Source organism: Mycobacterium sp. NPDC049093, assembly GCF_040704635.1.
In the GTDB taxonomy this organism is placed as follows: Bacteria; Actinomycetota; Actinomycetes; order Mycobacteriales; family Mycobacteriaceae; genus Mycobacterium.
This window is the reverse complement of sequence record NZ_JBEZJS010000004.1, coordinates 575,299-591,274: the sequence shown is the minus strand read 5'-3', so window position 1 is coordinate 591,274 and position 15,976 is coordinate 575,299. Positions and strand designations below refer to the sequence as shown.

At 66.9% G+C, this 15,976-nt stretch carries 22 protein-coding genes; 19 read left to right on the top strand and 3 right to left on the bottom strand.

All coding sequences use genetic code 11. The annotated features are described in order from the left end of the window. Position 1 precedes the first annotated feature (1 nt). The 4 genes from AB0876_RS18510 to AB0876_RS18495 all read left to right on the top strand — a co-directional run bounded on the left by AB0876_RS18510 (position 2) and on the right by AB0876_RS18495 (position 3,131). The gene (locus AB0876_RS18510) at positions 2–526 is read left to right on the top strand and encodes an NUDIX hydrolase (RefSeq protein WP_491837851.1); all 525 of its coding nucleotides are present in this window, start codon (positions 2–4) and stop codon (positions 524–526) included. 54 nt (positions 527–580) lie between these two features. Further along, positions 581–2,005 carry an NAD(P)/FAD-dependent oxidoreductase gene (locus AB0876_RS18505; protein ID WP_526042583.1) on the top strand — a complete coding sequence of 475 codons (1,425 nt, stop codon included), beginning with the start codon at positions 581–583 and terminating at the stop codon, positions 2,003–2,005. Beyond that, positions 2,002–2,346, top strand: coding sequence for a cupin domain-containing protein (locus tag AB0876_RS18500; protein WP_491837853.1), 345 nt, complete (start codon positions 2,002–2,004; stop codon positions 2,344–2,346). Before AB0876_RS18505 ends, AB0876_RS18500 begins: the two co-directional genes overlap by 4 nt. Positions 2,347–2,423: 77 nt before the next feature. Further along, positions 2,424–3,131 (top strand): TetR/AcrR family transcriptional regulator, encoded by a 708-nt coding sequence (locus tag AB0876_RS18495; RefSeq protein WP_491837854.1) that lies wholly within the window; start codon positions 2,424–2,426, stop codon positions 3,129–3,131. 4 nt (positions 3,132–3,135) lie between these two features. On the opposite strand, the gene AB0876_RS18490 is transcribed toward AB0876_RS18495, so the two are convergent. Continuing rightward, complete coding sequence (locus AB0876_RS18490) at positions 3,136–3,834, bottom strand: TetR/AcrR family transcriptional regulator (protein ID WP_491837855.1); 699 nt, start codon at positions 3,832–3,834, stop codon at positions 3,136–3,138. 54 nt (positions 3,835–3,888) lie between these two features. Between AB0876_RS18490 and AB0876_RS18485 the strand changes: the two genes are divergently transcribed. Then, a complete protein-coding gene (locus tag AB0876_RS18485; protein WP_526042582.1) occupies positions 3,889–4,560 on the top strand; it encodes a DUF2306 domain-containing protein in 672 nt (223 codons plus the stop codon). Here the strand turns inward: AB0876_RS18485 and AB0876_RS18480 are convergent. Further along, positions 4,543–5,088, bottom strand: a complete 546-nt coding sequence (locus AB0876_RS18480; protein WP_526042581.1) for a TetR/AcrR family transcriptional regulator — start codon at positions 5,086–5,088, stop codon at positions 4,543–4,545. The two genes, AB0876_RS18485 and AB0876_RS18480, sit on opposite strands and share 18 nt — an antisense overlap. Positions 5,089–5,168: 80 nt before the next feature. Between AB0876_RS18480 and AB0876_RS18475 the strand changes: the two genes are divergently transcribed. The 14 genes from AB0876_RS18475 (at position 5,169) to rplO (ending at position 14,915) form a co-directional block, all read left to right on the top strand. Continuing rightward, entirely contained in the window at positions 5,169–6,413 is a 1,245-nt protein-coding gene (locus AB0876_RS18475; RefSeq protein ID WP_526042580.1) for an MFS transporter, read from the top strand. A 56-nt stretch (positions 6,414–6,469) separates the two neighbouring features. Further along, the gene (locus tag AB0876_RS18470) at positions 6,470–8,833 is read left to right on the top strand and encodes an arylsulfatase (protein ID WP_526042579.1); all 2,364 of its coding nucleotides are present in this window, start codon (positions 6,470–6,472) and stop codon (positions 8,831–8,833) included. Positions 8,834–8,836: 3 nt separating this feature from the next. Further along, positions 8,837–9,535: a hypothetical protein gene (locus AB0876_RS18465; RefSeq protein WP_526042578.1), complete on the top strand. Its 699-nt coding sequence runs from the start codon at positions 8,837–8,839 to the stop codon at positions 9,533–9,535. 36 nt (positions 9,536–9,571) lie between these two features. Then, on the top strand, positions 9,572–10,447 hold the full coding sequence (locus tag AB0876_RS18460) for a formylglycine-generating enzyme family protein (RefSeq protein ID WP_526042577.1): 876 nt from the start codon (positions 9,572–9,574) through the stop codon (positions 10,445–10,447). Between the two features lie 255 nt (positions 10,448–10,702). Continuing rightward, positions 10,703–11,071, top strand: a complete 369-nt coding sequence (gene rplN / locus AB0876_RS18455) for a 50S ribosomal protein L14 (protein ID WP_003883432.1) — start codon at positions 10,703–10,705, stop codon at positions 11,069–11,071. Then, positions 11,071–11,388, top strand: coding sequence for a 50S ribosomal protein L24 (gene rplX, locus AB0876_RS18450; RefSeq protein WP_003883431.1), 318 nt, complete (start codon positions 11,071–11,073; stop codon positions 11,386–11,388). The genes rplN and rplX overlap by 1 nt, the downstream gene beginning before the upstream one ends. Further along, positions 11,388–11,951, top strand: coding sequence for a 50S ribosomal protein L5 (gene rplE / locus AB0876_RS18445; protein ID WP_055109951.1), 564 nt, complete (start codon positions 11,388–11,390; stop codon positions 11,949–11,951). Before rplX ends, rplE begins: the two co-directional genes overlap by 1 nt. Before the next feature lie 4 nt (positions 11,952–11,955). Then, entirely contained in the window at positions 11,956–12,141 is a 186-nt protein-coding gene (locus tag AB0876_RS18440; protein WP_003892855.1) for a type Z 30S ribosomal protein S14, read from the top strand. Positions 12,142–12,240: 99 nt separating this feature from the next. Beyond that, positions 12,241–12,639, top strand: coding sequence for a 30S ribosomal protein S8 (gene rpsH, locus AB0876_RS18435; RefSeq protein ID WP_029106887.1), 399 nt, complete (start codon positions 12,241–12,243; stop codon positions 12,637–12,639). Between the two features lie 13 nt (positions 12,640–12,652). Then, entirely contained in the window at positions 12,653–13,192 is a 540-nt protein-coding gene (gene rplF, locus AB0876_RS18430; protein ID WP_055109950.1) for a 50S ribosomal protein L6, read from the top strand. A gap of 2 nt (positions 13,193–13,194) precedes the next feature. Continuing rightward, entirely contained in the window at positions 13,195–13,602 is a 408-nt protein-coding gene (rplR, locus tag AB0876_RS18425; RefSeq protein WP_491837861.1) for a 50S ribosomal protein L18, read from the top strand. Positions 13,603–13,627: 25 nt separating this feature from the next. Then, positions 13,628–14,284: a 30S ribosomal protein S5 gene (rpsE, locus tag AB0876_RS18420; protein WP_072279034.1), complete on the top strand. Its 657-nt coding sequence runs from the start codon at positions 13,628–13,630 to the stop codon at positions 14,282–14,284. A 2-nt stretch (positions 14,285–14,286) separates the two neighbouring features. Next, positions 14,287–14,472, top strand: coding sequence for a 50S ribosomal protein L30 (gene rpmD, locus AB0876_RS18415; protein ID WP_029106891.1), 186 nt, complete (start codon positions 14,287–14,289; stop codon positions 14,470–14,472). Then, positions 14,472–14,915 (top strand): 50S ribosomal protein L15, encoded by a 444-nt coding sequence (rplO, locus tag AB0876_RS18410; RefSeq protein ID WP_064883273.1) that lies wholly within the window; start codon positions 14,472–14,474, stop codon positions 14,913–14,915. The genes rpmD and rplO overlap by 1 nt, the downstream gene beginning before the upstream one ends. Positions 14,916–14,985: 70 nt before the next feature. Here the strand turns inward: rplO and AB0876_RS18405 are convergent, their stop codons facing one another. Continuing rightward, complete coding sequence (locus tag AB0876_RS18405; protein WP_526042576.1) at positions 14,986–15,912, bottom strand: LLM class flavin-dependent oxidoreductase; 927 nt, start codon at positions 15,910–15,912, stop codon at positions 14,986–14,988. Positions 15,913–15,976: the final 64 nt, after the last annotated feature.

The window sequence follows — 15,976 nt, the reverse complement described above, 5'->3', positions numbered from 1 at the left end:
CGTGACCGACGAACTCGTCTCCGTGTATGACGCCGACGGCAATGCCGTTGGTGCGGCGCCCCGTTCACGGGTGTACGCCGAGGGGCTCTGGCACGCGAGCGCCGGTGTGCTGGTGCGTTCGATGGACGGCGCCCGGATCTACGTCCACCGGCGCACCATGACCAAGGCGGTGTTCGCCGGCATGCACGACTGCCTGGCCGGCGGCGTCGTCGACCCGGGGGAGACGCCCGTGCAGGCCGCAGCCCGGGAACTGGCCGAGGAACTCGGCATCAGCGGCCCGCCGCTGACTGCACTGGCGTCGACGGCCTGGGACGGGCAATGGGCCGGAAAACCCATGCGGTGTCACCTGTATGCATTCGAGGCGCGCTGGGATGGTCCGATCCGTCATCAACCCGAAGAGATCGTGGACGGCTGGTGGTGGACCGATGAGGAACTGGCCGCGCACCTGGCCGATCCGGCCTGGCCGTTCGTGCCGGACACCCGGGTGTTGATCGGCGACCTGCTGCGCTTACGTCAACACCGTTGAGGTAGTGCGGGAAATCCTTCTTACTGGTGTTACATCACCATCGAGGAAGAACCCGTGCAAACCGCATTTGAACGAAACGCTCCTGCTGTGAGCCTCGTTGATCACTCACTGGCCAACACCGTGTTGCAGCCGTTCTGGCTCGACGACATGCCGGATCAGCCCAACTACCCGGTGCTGACCAGTGCGTCGTCGCACTACGACCTCGTCGTGGTCGGCGGTGGGTACACCGGGCTGTGGTCGGCGCTGCTGGCCAAGCAACGGAACCCCGGCATCCGGGTCGCCGTCGTCGAGGGGCAGACGATCGGCTGGGCGGCATCGGGGCGCAACGGCGGCTTCGTCGAGGCCTCGCTCACCCACGGCGTCGAGAACGGCCGCAGCCGATGGCCCGACGAGATCGACGTCCTCGACCGGTTCGGAGTGGAGAACCTCGACGCCATCGAGAAGACCGTCGATGCCCTGGATCTGGACTGTGACTTCGAGCGGACCGGCTCGATTGCGGTCGCGGTCGAGCCGCACCAGGCCGCCGAACTGGCCGGCGCCGCGCTGCGGTCCGATCAGGTCTACTTCGATCAGCAGGCCATGCGCAACGAGGTCAACTCACCCACATACCTGGCCGGCGTGTGGTCGAAGGACGCTGCCGCGCTGGTCCATCCCGCCAAGCTCGCGAGCGAACTCGCCCGCGCCGCAGGTGCCCTCGGCGTGGACATCTACGAGTACAGCAAGGTACTCGGGCTCGATCAGAATCGTCGCGGCGGGTCACTGTCGGTGCGCACCGAGCGCGCGTCGGTGCGTGCCGACCGAGTCATCTTGGCGACGAACGGTTTTCCGTCACTGCTCAAGCGCTACCGCTATCACACGGTGCCGGTGTACGACTACGCGTTGATGACCGAACCCCTCACCGATTCCCAGCTGGCCGAAATCGGTTGGAGCAACCGGCAGGGCATCAGCGACATGTCGAACCAGTTCCACTACTACCGGTTGTCCAAGGACAACCGCATCCTGTGGGGCGGGTATGACGCGATCTATCACTTCGGTGGACGGATCCGGCCTCAGTACGAAGACCGTGACGCAACTTATCGGCGCCTCGCCGGTCACTTCTTCACGACATTCCCGCAACTCGAGGACGTCAGGTTCAGCCACCGCTGGGCCGGCGTGATCGACACCTCGACCCGGTTCTGCGCGTTCTTCGGCTCCGCCTATGGCGACCGCGCCGGATACGCCGCCGGTTTCACCGGGCTCGGCGTGGCAGCCACGCGTTTCGCCGCCGAGGTCATGCTCGACCGCTTCACCGGTAAGCCGACTCCCCGCACCGAGCTCGAAATGGTCAGGTCCATGCCCCTGCCGTTCCCGCCGGAACCGTTGGCCTCGGCCGGGATTCAGGCCACGCGCTGGTCACTGGACCGGGCCGATCATCGCCAGGGCCGTCGCAACGTCCTGCTGAAGGCACTCGATTCCGTGGGGCTGGGGTTCGACTCGTGAGTCACGAGGCGTCGGTCGATGTCGTCGATGTCACGGCCCTGGTGCTCGACCACACGGCAATTCCGCCCGAGTCGGTGGTGGCGGGAGCGCCGACGACAGCGCATTGCGACCTGGTCTCGTTGTCGGACAAGAGTATCGGCGTCTGGGAGCACACGCCGGGAGTGTCGCGAGATGTGGAGTCCGACGAGGTGTTCGTCGTGCTCAGTGGCGACGCCACCATCACATTCGACGACGGCTCCCCGGCAATCGGTCTCCGTGCCGGTGCGCTGGTTCGCCTCCACGCCGGACAGCGCACGACCTGGACGATCCGGGAAACCCTGAGGAAGGTGTACATCACGTAGATAGGGCGGTCCCGCGGCGAATACGATGGTGCGCACATGAGGCGAGCGCGTTGACGTAAGTGCCGAAGGTGGGACGGATGGGCCGAACACTGAAGTCTGAGTCGCCGCGGCGCCGTCGGCGGCAGACCAAGCAGGGCGTGGTCCTGTCCGAAGAGCTCATCGTCGAGGCCGCACTGCGCGTGCTCCAGTACCACGGTGCCACCGGCTTGACGGTCAGACGCCTCGGCGTCGCGCTGGGCGCCGATCCGACCGCGCTGTACCGCTACTTCCGCGGTATCGAGGATGTGGTGCTGGCCATCACCGATGAGTTGCTGCGACGGGTGGTCGAGGGGTGGGAACCGACCGGCCGTTGGCGGGAGGACATGCGGGAACTCGGCCTGCGCGTGCACCGCGTCTATGTCGATCACCCGCAGGCCGGGGTGCTGGCTGCCAGCCGGGTCACCGGCAGCGCCCACGAGATCCAGGTCATCGAAACGGTTTTGGGTCTGCTGCGGTCGGCCGGATTTCCCGACCGCGAAGCCGTCGAGGTGTACCACGCCTTCATCGACCAGATGCTGGGGTTCGCAGCGCTCGATGCCGCGTTCGAAGCCCTGCCCGCTGAGCATCAGCAGCGCGACGAAGACCGGTGGCGCGATACCTACGCGCGGTTGCCCGCCGAAACTCACCCGAACATCGCCGCCACGAGCCACCTCCTCGACGAGTCGATGAGGCGGAGCGGCTGTGAATCGGCCCTGGAGCTGCTGCTGGACGGTATCTCGTTGCGGCTGGACCGTTTACGGCCCTAGCTGCTCACCCCGCTTTGGCGGCAATGCCGTCGAGCAGTTGATCCAGCCCGGAACGGAATTCCGTCATCTGGTCGTCGGATTGATCGAATACGCCGGCGTCGATCGCTGCCGCCAGAGCCGGGAACCGCACGGGGGTCACGAGGCGCCGCAGCAGCGCGGAGTACTCGCTGTCATCGACGTCGTGAGCCTCGACGGCCAATGCCGCCGAACCGCGCGTGAAAATCAGCACGGCGATGACCGCGGTGAGCTTCTCGCGTTCGGCCAGTGCTGTGCCGGACAGGGCCGCCAGCCCGGCGTCCAGCCAGGCGAGCTGGCCGGGATCTGCCGGCAGGCCGGCGGACGCGGCCTGCAGGATCCATGGATGGCGGTGGTAGACGCTCCACAATTCATGCGCCCAATTTGTCAGTGCCTCACGCCAATTCGCGCCGTCAGGTGCCGCAGGCGGTGTGCCGGGTCCGGTGGCGAGCATGAAGGTGACCAGCTCGTCCTTGTTGGCCACGTGCCGGTACAGCGACATGGTGCCGCACCCGAGTCGCTCGGCCAGCCGGGCCATCGACAGCGCCGCGAGGCCGTCGCTGTCGGCGAGTTCGACGGCGGCGGCGACGATGGCCTCCCGGGTGAGCCCGCGCGCCCGACGCGGCGCCGCGTCGGGTTGCCAGAGCAGGCGCAACGCGCGGGGGAGCGGGGTGTCGGGGCCGGTCATCAACGCTCAGCGTAATCAGTGACATCGGAATGCGTATGTCATACCCTTATGCGTATGACATACGCATTCGGCCGTTCCGTCCGACCGGTGATGGCGCTCGCGGTGGTCGTCGTGGTGTTTCTCGCGTATTCGCTGCCGCCTTATCTGACCGGCGGCACCCGAGTGCCGGCCACGTTCGGGTTGCACTACCCACTGCTGGTCGCACACGTTCTGTTCGCGAGCGTGGCGATGGTGTGCGCAGTCGCGCAGATCTGGCCGGGCCTGCGGCGCCGACATCCGACGCTGCACCGCCGAACCGGACGGGTCTACGTCGCGACGGCCATACCGGCCGCCGTCTGCGCGATCGTGATCGGCGCGGCGACGCCGTTCGGCCCCATCCTGGCGGTCAGCAACGTGACACTCGGTGCGCTGTGGCTCTGGTTCACCGTGGACGGCTTCATCGCGGGCCGGCAACATCGGTTCGGTCGGCACCGCCGTCAGATGCTGCGCAGCGCGACGCTGGCGCTGTCGATCATCACGAACCGGATCTGGGCGCCCGTTCTGTACCTGAGCTTCCAGCCGTTGCGCGACAGTGCCTTCGGTGGCGACGAAGACAGGTATATGTGGTTGGTCGCGGGCGTGGACGGATGGCTGGGCTGGACGATTCCGCTGCTGTTGCTGCAGTTGTGGATAGGCAGACAGGCAGCGCGCACCGGTTCCCGGTCGGAGTCATTGAGCCGGGTCTGAGGTGGCGGTGATGCGGTCGATCACGGACAGCAGGCCGTCGTCGTCGCCGGCTTGCGCCACATGGCCGCCGAGGGCGCGGTGCAGCGCGCTGTAATAGAGGCCGTCGCCGATCAGTTTCACCGCGCGGGCCACGTCGAGGTCGCCGAGTGCATCGTGCAGAGCATTGAGCCAGTCAGCGGAAACCGCTTCGATGACTGTGCGCGCGTGGTTGTCGCCCGCCTGCTGCAACCGGGAGACCGCCACCAGTGCGCGATCCAGCGGTGTGCTCGCGTACTGCGAGGACCGGATGTAGTAGCGGGCTGGTCCTTCGGGGGCCGCCCGCATCTCGTTCACATCGTCGGCTGCCAGCGTCAGTAGGCGATCGCAGAGCGCGTCGGCCAGGCGATCCTTTGACGGGAAGTGGTAGAGGAGACCACCTTTCGACACACCTGCCTTGGCCGCCACGGCGTCGAGGGTGGCGTAGCGCTCGCCTTCGACGGCGAGTACGTCCTCGTAAGCGTCGAGGATGCGGTCCCGCGACGAAGCCATTCCCAGAGCTTACGACAAGGGATATCGAACTATACCGTCCAGACGGTATAGTAAATCGTCATCACGTCCGTCGATTCCCTATGGAGAAGCTGGTAATGCGCGCCTATCGCGACGTGCTCCGTGTTCCGGGCGTGCTGAACCTGACTGCCTCGCAGCTGTTCGCCCGGCTGCCACTGGGCATGCTCAACCTTGCGATCCTGCTGCATGTCCAGTCCGAGACCGGGTCCTACGCCTTGGCCGGCACCGCGGTGGCGTGTGTCAGTGTCGGAGAAGCGGTGGCCATGCCGGTCACCGCCCGGCTCGCCGCCCGCGCCATGACCACCACGCTGGTCGTCGCGGCCCTCGCGGACGGCGTCGCCATGGTCGCGCTGGCCTTCTGCGGTCCCGCCCCGGCGCTGCTGCTGATGTTGGGAGTGGTGATCGGCGCCTCCGTTCCGCCGCTGATGCCGGTGGTCCGGGCGCTGTACCCACAGCTGGTGCCCCGTGACGGAGTCCGCGCCCTGTTCGCCTTCGACACCACGGCGCAGGAACTGATCTGGGTGGTCGGGCCCGTGGCGGCGACGTTGCTCGCCTCGGCGCTGTCGACCGCGATGCCATTGGTCGTTTCCGCCGCCGTCACCGTGGTCGGCACCGGATGGTTCCTGCTGAGCGCCAAGAGCTTTCGGGCGGACCCGCCGACGGGAAGTGCCGCAGCCTTCGGCCGGGTGATCGCGAACCGGGCGGTGATCCTGGCCATGGCAGCCAGCTTGGCCCTGGTCGCCTCGTTCATGGCGCTCGAAGTCGGCATCGTCGCCGCGTTCGGCCGCGCCGGACTGACGGCCGGCTTGGCCATCGCGGTAGCGAGCGTGGGATCTCTCATCGGCGGTCTGGTGCTCGGGCATCGCAGATTCGGGCTGACCGGATTGGTCACCGCGTTGGCGACCGTGGCCGTGGGGACCGGCGTGTTCGGGCTCATCGACAACCGCGTGCTGCAGTTCGTCGCGTTGTTCGTCTCAGGACTGGGCTTTGCGCCGGCCATGTCGGCGCTGTACCTCATGGTGTCCCGGGAAATCGCCGAGCACTCCGCGACGGAGGCCTTCGGCTGGCTCAACAGCGCTTCGCTCGTGGGCGGGGCAATGGGGACCGCCATCGCCGGCTTCACGGCTGACGCGCACGGTGCAACAGGTCCGGCGGTGGTCTCGACGGTGCTCGCCGCCCTCGCGGCGGCCAGCCCCCTCGTCGCCCGGATGGCTGGCCCGCTAACGGGTCTCACCGATCAAGCGCACCCGCAGTTCACATCGAAGGCAACGTCAGTTTCTCCGGCAAATGCGGGCGAGCGGGTGTAACGTCCGGGCGATCGGTCTGATCCGCGCCGAATAGCCAACCGGGAGTGAGGCTCGCCATGGCCACCGGGTTCAACTCAGCGTTCAACGGCAAGATCGAACTGGACATCCGGGATTCCGAACCGGACTGGGGACCCTTCGCGGCGCCCACTGCGGTCGAGAACGCCCCGAACGTGCTGTATCTGGTGTGGGACGACACCGGCATCGCGACGTGGGACTGCTTCGGTGGTTTGGTCGAGATGCCCGCGATGAGCCGTATCGCCCAGCGCGGAGTGCGGTTGTCGCAGTTCCACACGACCGCGCTGTGCTCGCCGACCCGCGCCTCGCTTCTCACGGGGCGTAACGCCACCACGGTCGGGATGGCCACCATCGAGGAGTTCACCGACGGATTCCCCAACTGCAACGGGCGAATTCCGTACGAGACCGCCCTACTGCCGGAGGTGCTCGCCGAGAACGGGTACAACACCTACTGCGTCGGCAAATGGCATCTGACTCCGCTGGAGGAGTCCAACCTCGCTGCCACCAAACGGCATTGGCCGTGTTCACGAGGGTTCGAACGGTTCTACGGGTTCATGGGCGGCGAGACCGATCAGTGGTATCCGGACCTGGTGTACGACAACCATCCGGTCGATCCCCCCGCGACTCCTGAGGAGGGCTACCACCTGTCGCAGGACCTCGCCGACAAGACTATCGAGTTCATCCGGGACGCCAAGGTGATCGCCCCGGACAAACCCTGGTTCACCTACCTGTGTCCGGGCGCCGGCCACGCCCCGCACCATGTGTTCAAGGACTGGGCCGACCGCTATGCCGGGCGGTTCGACATGGGGTATGAGGCCTATCGCGACATCGTGCTGGAGAACCAGAAGCGGCTCGGCATCGTGCCACCCGACACCGAGCTGTCGCCGATCAACCCCTACGCGGATGTGAAGGGACCCAACGGAGAACCGTGGCCCGTGCAGGACACCGTTCGGCCGTGGGAGTCGTTGTCGGCCGACGAGAAGCGGTTGTTCGCCAGGATGGCCGAGGTGTTCGCCGGGTTCCTGTCCTACACGGACGCCCAGATCGGCCGGGTGCTGGACTTCCTGGAGGAGACGGGGCAACTCGACAACACGATCGTGGTGGTGATCTCCGACAACGGGGCCAGTGGAGAGGGCGGGCCGAACGGCTCGGTCAACGAGACGAAGTTCTTCAACGGCTACATCGACACCGCTGAGGAAGGGCTCAGGTTCATCGATCGGCTGGGGTCGCCCGAGACCTACAACCACTACCCGATCGGCTGGGCGATGGCGTTCAACACGCCCTACAAGCTGTTCAAGCGCTACGCCTCGCACGAGGGTGGAATCGCCGACACCGCAATCATCTCCTGGCCCAACGGTATTGGCGCCCACGGCGCCGTGCGCGACAACTACGTCAACGTCTGCGACATCACTCCGACCGTCTATGACCTGCTCGACATCACGCCGCCGGCGAGTGTGCGCGGGGTTCCGCAGAAGCCCCTCGACGGCGTGAGTTTCAAAGTGGCACTGGACAACCCGGACGCGCCGACGGGCAAGGAAACCCAGTTCTACACGATGCTCGGCACCCGGGGCATCTGGCACAAGGGGTGGTTCGCCAACACCGTGCATGCCGCGACCCCGTCGGGTTGGTCCCACTTCGACAGCGACCGCTGGGAGCTGTTCCACATCGAGGCCGACCGCAGCCAGTGCCACGACCTGGCCGAGCAACAGCCGGACAAACTCGCCGAGCTCACGGCGTTGTGGTTCAGCGAGGCCGACAAGTACAACGGGCTGCCTCTGGCCGATCTCAACATCCTCGAGACCATGACCCGCTGGCGGCCGTACCTGGTGGGGGAGCGGACCCGCTACACCTACTACCCGCACACCGCCGAGGTCGGGTTGGGCGCGGCCGCCGAACTGCGCGGGCAGTCGTTCACGGTGCTCGCCGAGGTCACCGTGGACAGCGCCGACGCGCAGGGCGTGCTGTTCAAACAGGGCGGCGCACACGGCGGACATGTGCTGTTCCTCGCCGACGGCCGACTGCACTACGTATACAACTTCCTCGGCGAGCACGAGCAGTCGTTGATCTCACCCGATCCGATCCCGCTGGGACGGCACATCTTCGGTGTGCAGTACCGGCGGGCCGGCACGGTCGAGGGCAGCCACACCCCGCTCGGAGACACCGCGCTGTACGTCGATGACACCGCGGTCGCCGAGTTGGCGGGGATGCAGACCCATCCCGGCATGTTCGCGCTCGCCGGGGGCGGCATCTGCATCGGCCGCAACACCGGATCGGCGGTGTCACAGCAGTACCGGGCACCATTCGCCTTCACCGGCGGCAGCATCCGGCAGGTCACCGTCGACCTGTCCGGCGCGCCGTATCAGGACCTCGAGCGCGGCCTCGCAGCCGCGTTCGCCAAGGACTGATCGATGAACCCGACGGCGCTGGGTGTCGGCGCGCTGGCCGTTGTAGCGATGGTGGGCTGCGGCAATGGTGGCCCCGTCAACAGTCCGGTCGCCCCCGCCACCACCGTGGCAGCACCGCTCACGACAGCTCCCGCGGCGACCACCTCGTCGGGCCGACCGGCACCGGAATTCGCCCTGCCCGCCTACGGCGTCGAACCCACGACCACACGGGCACTGGCCGCCGGTGAGATCACCTGCCCACCCCCGGACGGACCGACCGTCACCGTGCGCAGCCCGGCGCCCGGCTCGCCGACGCTCACCGTCGGGATTCCCGACGGGTTCGCCGAGGTGATACCGCATGCGGAGACCGTGCGGCTGACCGGACGGGCCGGGTTGACCGCCGAGGTCACGCTCACCCCGACCACCGGGGACGCGCAGGACGCGTTCGATCAGTACAGCAACGACCGCGTCGCGGAGTTCCCCATCAACAGCGTCAGCGTGCTGCCCGGGGACCTGTGCGGCTACAGCGGCCAGAAGCTGATGGGCATCCTGGCCGACCGGCCGGGCAAGGGCACCCAATACGCCGACCGGATCGTTCACGTGTGGACCAACAGCGGCGACTTCCTGGCCGCGGTGCGCGTCGAAGCCCCAAGCGGCACCCCGGATTTCGACCAGGCCAGTTCTGCGATGCTCGCCGACTTCGGCATCGCCATGCCGGGCTGAGCCGACCGATGAGCGGGCACGACTAGCCTCGGTGCCGTGGCCACCGAACTCATCGAGCTTCCCGGCGGGACCTTCCGGATCGGCTCGACGGCGTTCTACCCCGAAGAAGCTCCTGTGCACGCCGTGACCGTCGGTGCGTTCGCCATCGAACAACATCCGGTCACCACTGCTCAGTTCGGCGCATTCGTCGAGGCCACCGGATACGTGACGATCGCCGAACGGCCGATGGACCCCGCGTTGTATCCCGGTGTGGACGAGGCGGACCTGGTGCCCGGCGCCCTGGTGTTCAGGCCCGCCGAGGGTCCGGTCGACCTGCGGGACTGGCGGCAGTGGTGGGACTGGGCGCCCGGCGCCAACTGGCGTCGGCCGTTCGGCCCCGACCGCGACCCCGCCGCACCGGACCACCCCGTCGTGCAGGTCGCCTACCCCGATGCGGCGGCCTACGCCGCCTGGGCCGGCCGTCGGCTGCCCACCGAGGCCGAGTGGGAGTACGCCGCCCGCGGGGGAGTCGAGGGCACCTACGCCTGGGGCGACGAGGTCACCCCGGGCGGAGCGCTGATGGCCAACACCTGGCAGGGTCGGTTCCCGTATCGCAACGACGGCGCGCTGGGCTGGCGTGGCACCTCACCGGTCGGAAGCTTCCCGGCCAACGCGTTCGGCTTGGCGGACATGATCGGCAATGTGTGGGAGTGGACCACCACGCGATTCGCCGGACATCACCGGCCAGATGCCGACGCGCCGGCGTGCTGCCCGCCACCCGCGGATCCCGATCCGATGGTGAACCAGGTGCTCAAGGGCGGTTCGCACCTCTGCGCGCCGGAGTACTGTCACCGCTACCGCCCGGCCGCGCGATCCCCGCAGTCACAGGACAGCTCGACCACCCACATCGGGTTCCGCTGCGTGGCCGGCTGACCGCGCGATGCACTCGCGCCGAGTGTGCACACAGATCGCGTTTCCGCCCGCAGATGCGATCTCACCGCACGCTCGGTGAGGAGATCTGCGGCGATTTGGTGCATTCGCCGTGCTCACCTACTATGTAGGGGTTGCCTTGGGCAGACCTCGGTTGACTGCTGTTTAAGAGTCGGCCCTGCGTGCCCTTCGGTAACAAAGACCGCGCACGTCCAGGTCGGTATCTGGCGTGCATACAAATCCAGGTCAGGAGATCGAGTGATTCAGCAGGAATCGCGGTTGAAGGTCGCCGACAACACGGGCGCCAAGGAGATCTTGTGCATCCGCGTGCTCGGTGGCTCATCGCGACGCTACGCCGGCATCGGTGATGTCATCGTTGCGACCGTCAAGGACGCCATCCCCGGCGGCAACGTCAAGCGCGGCGATGTCGTCAAGGCCGTCGTGGTCCGCACCGTCAAGGAGCGTCGCCGCGCCGACGGCAGCTACATCAAGTTCGACGAGAACGCAGCCGTCATCATCAAGGCCGACAACGACCCGCGCGGTACCCGCATCTTCGGGCCGGTCGGCCGCGAACTGCGCGAGAAGCGCTTCATGAAGATCGTCTCGCTGGCGCCGGAGGTTTTGTAATGAAGGTCCACAAGGGCGACACCGTTCTGGTGGTCTCGGGCAAGGACAAGGGCGCGAAGGGCAAGGTCATCGAGGCCTACCCGACCCGCGACAAGGTTCTGGTCGAGGGCGTCAACCGGATCAAGAAGCACACTGCCCAGTCGCAGAACGAGCGTGGCGCATCGTCGGGTGGCATCGTCACCCAGGAAGCCGCCATCCACGTGTCCAACGTGATGGTGGTCGATTCCGACGGCAAGCCGACTCGTGTGGGTTACCGCGTCGATGAAGAGACCGGCAAGAAGGTCCGCATCGCCAAGACCAATGGCAAGGACATCTGATGACCGCACCAGAAAAGGTTCAGCCCCGCCTGAAGCAGCGCTACCGCGAAGAGATCCGCGAGGCGCTGAACAAGCAGTTCGAGTTCGACAACGTCATGCAGATCCCCGGCGTGGTCAAGGTTGTCGTCAACATGGGTGTCGGCGACGCCGCCCGTGACGCCAAGCTGATCAACGGCGCGGTCGCCGACCTGGCCCTGATCACCGGCCAGAAGCCGGAGATCCGCAAGGCCCGCAAGTCCATCGCACAGTTCAAGCTGCGCGAGGGCATGCCCATCGGCGCGCGCGTCACGCTGCGCGGCGACCGGATGTGGGAGTTCCTGGACCGGCTGATCTCCATCGCCCTGCCCCGTATCCGCGACTTCCGCGGCCTCAACGGCAAGCAGTTCGACGGCACCGGTAACTACACCTTCGGCCTCAACGAGCAGTCGATGTTCCACGAGATCGACGTCGATTCCATCGACCGTCCCCGCGGTATGGACATCACCGTGGTCACCTCGGCGACCAACGACGACGAAGGCCGTGCGCTGCTGAAGGCGCTGGGCTTCCCCTTCAAGGAGAACTGAGCACATGGCAAAGAAGGCGCTGGTCCACAAGGCCAACAAGAAGCCCAAGTTCGCGGTTCGCGCGTACACGCGGTGCAACAAGTGCGGTCGCCCGCACTCGGTCTACCGCAAGTTCGGGCTCTGCCGCATCTGCCTGCGCGAGATGGCGCACGCAGGTGAGCTGCCCGGTGTGCAGAAGTCCAGCTGGTAATCCAGCCGGCATCTGCGCAGTAGACCACACAGACCAATCCAAACAGGTTGCGGAAGGCCCTGAAAAGGGAACCGCCGCGAGGAAGGTGAGCCGGTTGTCATGACGATGACTGACCCGATCGCAGACTTCTTGACACGTCTGCGCAACGCCAATTCGGCGTACCACGATGAGGTGACCCTGCCCCACTCGAAGATCAAGGCGAACATCGCCGAGATCCTCAAGAAAGAGGGCTACATCTCCGATTACCGCACCGAGGATGCCCGCGTCGGCAAGTCCCTGGTGGTGTCGCTCAAGTACGGCCCCAGCCGTGAGCGCAGCATCGCCGGCCTGCGTCGCGTGAGCAAGCCCGGTCTGCGGGTTTACGCAAAGTCCACCAATCTGCCTCGGGTGCTCGGCGGCCTGGGCGTGGCGATCATCTCCACGTCCTCGGGCCTGCTCACCGACCGTCAGGCGGCACGAAGCGGCGTGGGCGGCGAAGTCCTCGCCTACGTGTGGTGAGGGGATAGAAGACATGTCGCGTATTGGTAAGCAGCCGGTCCTGGTTCCCGCCGGGGTCGATGTGACGATTGACGGCCGCAACGTCTCGGTCAAGGGCCCCAAGGGCACCCTGACCCTCGATGTCGCCGAGCCGATCACCGTCGAGCGCAACGAAGACGGCGCCATCGTGGTCAGCCGTCCCGATGACGAGCGGCGCAGCCGCTCCCTGCACGGGCTCTCCCGCACCCTGGTGGCCAACCTGGTCACCGGCGTCACCGAGGGCTACACCCGCAAGATGGAGATCTTCGGCGTCGGCTACCGCGTCGCACTCAAGGGTTCCAACCTGGAGTTCGCACTCGGCTACAGCCACCCCGTGGTGATCGAGGCGCCCGAGGGCATCACCTTCGCCGTCGAGACGCCCACCAAGTTCTCGGTCACGGGTATCGACAAGCAAAAGGTCGGTCAGATCTCCGCGGTCATCCGCCGCCTGCGCCGCCCCGACCCGTACAAGGGCAAGGGTGTGCGTTACGAAGGTGAGCAGATCCGCCGCAAGGTCGGAAAGACAGGTAAGTAACCATGGCTGCAAAGACTCAAGCTGCCGCCGTCCGCAAGCCGGTGGGGCAGAACATCTCTGAGACTCGCCGTAACTCCCGGCTGCGTCGGCACGCCCGGTTGCGCAAGAAGGTCTCCGGCACCGCCCAGACCCCGCGTCTGGTGGTCAACCGTTCGGCACGGCACATCCACGTCCAGCTCATCGACGACCTGGAAGGCGTCACGTTGGCGGCTGCCTCGTCGATCGAGGCCGACGTGCGTGCCGTCGAGGGTGACAAGAAGGCGCACAGCGTTCGGGTCGGTCAGCTGATCGCCGAGCGTGCCAAGGCTGCCGGCGTCGACACGGTTGTGTTCGACCGCGGTGGCTACACCTATGGCGGCCGGATCGCCGCGCTGGCGGATGCCGCGCGCGAGGGCGGGCTGAAATTCTGATGACTGTCAACGAGAGGACTGCATGATGGCCGAGCAGGCAACTGGTGCCGGCGGCCCAGGCGCTTCCGACAACCGCGGTGGCCGTGGCCGCCGCGACGACCGCGGTGGCCGTGGTGGCCGCGACAGCGGCGAGAAGAGCAACTACATCGAGCGCGTGGTGTCGATCAACCGCGTCTCCAAGGTGGTCAAGGGTGGTCGGCGCTTCAGCTTCACCGCGCTGGTCATCGTCGGTGACGGCAAGGGCATGGTCGGCGTCGGCTACGGCAAGGCCAAGGAAGTTCCGGCCGCCATCGCCAAGGGCGTCGAGGAGGCTCGCAAGGGCTTCTTCCGGGTTCCGCTGATCGGCGGCACCATCGTCCATCCGGTTCAGGGCGAAGCCGCTGCCGGTGTGGTGATGTTGCGTCCGGCCAGCCCGGGTACCGGTGTGATCGCCGGTGGTGCGGCTCGCGCGGTGCTGGAATGCGCCGGCGTGCACGACATCCTGGCCAAGTCGCTGGGCAGCGACAACGCGATCAACGTGGTGCATGCCACCGTTGCCGCGCTGAAGATGATCCAGCGTCCCGAAGAGGTGGCGGCCCGTCGCGGTCTGCCCCTCGAGGACGTGGCGCCGGCCGGCATGCTGAAGGCCCGGCGCGAGAGCGAAGCGCTGGCTGCCGCAGCAGCGCGTGAGGGATCGGCATAACCATGGCAGAACTCAAGATCACCCAGGTGCGCGGAACCATCGGCGCACGCTGGAAGCAGCGCGAGAGCCTGCGGACCCTGGGGCTGAAGAAGATTCGTCAGTCCGTGGTGCGTGAGGACAACGCGCAGACCCGCGGTCTGATCAAGGCCGTTCATCACCTCATCGAGGTGGAGGAGGTGAAGTCCTGATGTCCGTTATCAAGCTTCACGACCTGAGGCCCGCCCCCGGAGAGAAGAAGGCCAAGACCCGCGTCGGTCGTGGTGAGGGCTCCAAGGGTAAGACCGCCGGTCGTGGTACCAAGGGCACCAAGGCCCGCAAGAACGTCCCCGCGACGTTCGAGGGTGGCCAGATGCCGATCCACATGCGGCTGCCGAAGCTCAAGGGCTTCAAGAACCGCTTCCGGACCGAGTACGAGGTCGTCAACGTCGGCGACATCGCCAAGGCCTTCCCGCAGGGCGGCACCATCGGTGTCGACGAGCTGGTTGCCAAGGGCCTCGTTCGCAAGAACAGCCTGGTGAAGGTGCTCGGCGACGGCAAGCTGGCCGTCAAGGTCGACGTAACCGCCAACAAGTTCAGCGGTAGCGCCCGTGAGGCGATCTCCGCTGCCGGCGGTTCGGCCACCGAACTGTAATTCTGCGCGAGCAGACACAAAAGCCCCCGCTTCGGCGGGGGCTTTTTGCGTTGGCCGTCAGGGCGGGCCGTCAGCTCAGCTTCGGGATCACCTCAGCGGCAAGCCGTTCCATCTGTTCGCGGTCCTCGGCGATCGTGGCGCCCGTGGGGTTGAGTACGAGGGTCTGTGCCCCGGCGTCGAGCACCTCGCGCAGACCCCGGACCACGTCGTCCACGGTGCCGGCCACCGCCACCGCTCCGAGGCTGATCCGCTCCCCGTAGATCCGTCGAAGGCCCGCGTCCACCCGCTCGCGAGCGCGGGCAGGGTCGTCGTCGACGATCAGATACACCCGCTTGCCGATCCGGAAGCCGGCCTGATCCTTGCCCTGCTCGTCGATTTCGCGGTGCACCGTCCGCACGGCCTCGGCGAAGGCCGCCGTGGTCGACGAGCCGGCTCCCAGAAACGCGTCGCCGTAGCGGACCGCCCGCGCCAGTGCCCTCGGCGCGTTGGCCCCGAACCAGATCGGCGGGTGTGGCCGTTGAACGGGTTTGGGGCTGATGGCCAGATCGTCGACATCGCGGAAGCGGCCGTGGAAGGTGATCCGGGGTTCATCCGACCAGGCGGCTTTCATCAACTCCAGCCCCTCGGTGAAGCTCGCGATGAATGTCGACGAGTCCACCCCGAACGCCGGGAACTGCCGGAAACTGCCGCCCGGCGCCACGCCGACGTCGAGGCGGCCGTGGCTGAGCCGGTCCACCGCGGTGATCGCCGAAGCCAACTGCAGCGGGTCGTGCAGCGAGGTGACCAGGACCGCGACCCCCAGCCGCAGTCTCGTGGTGACCGCCGCGGCATACGACAGCAACTCCAGCGGGGCGATCGTCGGCGCCGGCCCCACGGTCTGCTCGATCGTCCAACCGCCCTCGAAACCGAGTTCCTCAGCGCGGGCCAGATACGCCTTGAAGGCCGCGTCGTCGAAGCCGTCGTGATCGAGCTGCGGGAGCGAGATGGAGAACGTCACCCGTCTCACGCTACGACGGTGCTCGGGTAGGGGGACAGTTCTCGTCGCCGCGCGCGGAATCCGC

What these genes read in the sequence shown, in the direction of transcription:
- AB0876_RS18495 (WP_491837854.1), top strand. Translation starts at nt 2,424, where the DNA reads ATGGGCCGAACACTGAAGTCTGAGTCGCCGCGGCGCCGTCGGCGGCAG.
- AB0876_RS18490 (WP_491837855.1), bottom strand. Translation starts at nt 3,834, where the DNA reads ATGACCGGCCCCGACACCCCGCTCCCCCGCGCGTTGCGCCTGCTCTGG.
- AB0876_RS18485 (WP_526042582.1), top strand. Translation starts at nt 3,889, where the DNA reads ATGACATACGCATTCGGCCGTTCCGTCCGACCGGTGATGGCGCTCGCG.
- AB0876_RS18480 (WP_526042581.1), bottom strand. Translation starts at nt 5,088, where the DNA reads ATGGCTTCGTCGCGGGACCGCATCCTCGACGCTTACGAGGACGTACTC.
- AB0876_RS18475 (WP_526042580.1), top strand. Translation starts at nt 5,169, where the DNA reads ATGGAGAAGCTGGTAATGCGCGCCTATCGCGACGTGCTCCGTGTTCCG.
- AB0876_RS18470 (WP_526042579.1), top strand. Translation starts at nt 6,470, where the DNA reads ATGGCCACCGGGTTCAACTCAGCGTTCAACGGCAAGATCGAACTGGAC.
- AB0876_RS18465 (WP_526042578.1), top strand. Translation starts at nt 8,837, where the DNA reads ATGAACCCGACGGCGCTGGGTGTCGGCGCGCTGGCCGTTGTAGCGATG.
- rplX (WP_003883431.1), top strand. Translation starts at nt 11,071, where the DNA reads ATGAAGGTCCACAAGGGCGACACCGTTCTGGTGGTCTCGGGCAAGGAC.
- rplE (WP_055109951.1), top strand. Translation starts at nt 11,388, where the DNA reads ATGACCGCACCAGAAAAGGTTCAGCCCCGCCTGAAGCAGCGCTACCGC.
- AB0876_RS18440 (WP_003892855.1), top strand. Translation starts at nt 11,956, where the DNA reads ATGGCAAAGAAGGCGCTGGTCCACAAGGCCAACAAGAAGCCCAAGTTC.
- rpsH (WP_029106887.1), top strand. Translation starts at nt 12,241, where the DNA reads ATGACGATGACTGACCCGATCGCAGACTTCTTGACACGTCTGCGCAAC.
- rplF (WP_055109950.1), top strand. Translation starts at nt 12,653, where the DNA reads ATGTCGCGTATTGGTAAGCAGCCGGTCCTGGTTCCCGCCGGGGTCGAT.
- rplR (WP_491837861.1), top strand. Translation starts at nt 13,195, where the DNA reads ATGGCTGCAAAGACTCAAGCTGCCGCCGTCCGCAAGCCGGTGGGGCAG.
- rpsE (WP_072279034.1), top strand. Translation starts at nt 13,628, where the DNA reads ATGGCCGAGCAGGCAACTGGTGCCGGCGGCCCAGGCGCTTCCGACAAC.
- rpmD (WP_029106891.1), top strand. Translation starts at nt 14,287, where the DNA reads ATGGCAGAACTCAAGATCACCCAGGTGCGCGGAACCATCGGCGCACGC.
- rplO (WP_064883273.1), top strand. Translation starts at nt 14,472, where the DNA reads ATGTCCGTTATCAAGCTTCACGACCTGAGGCCCGCCCCCGGAGAGAAG.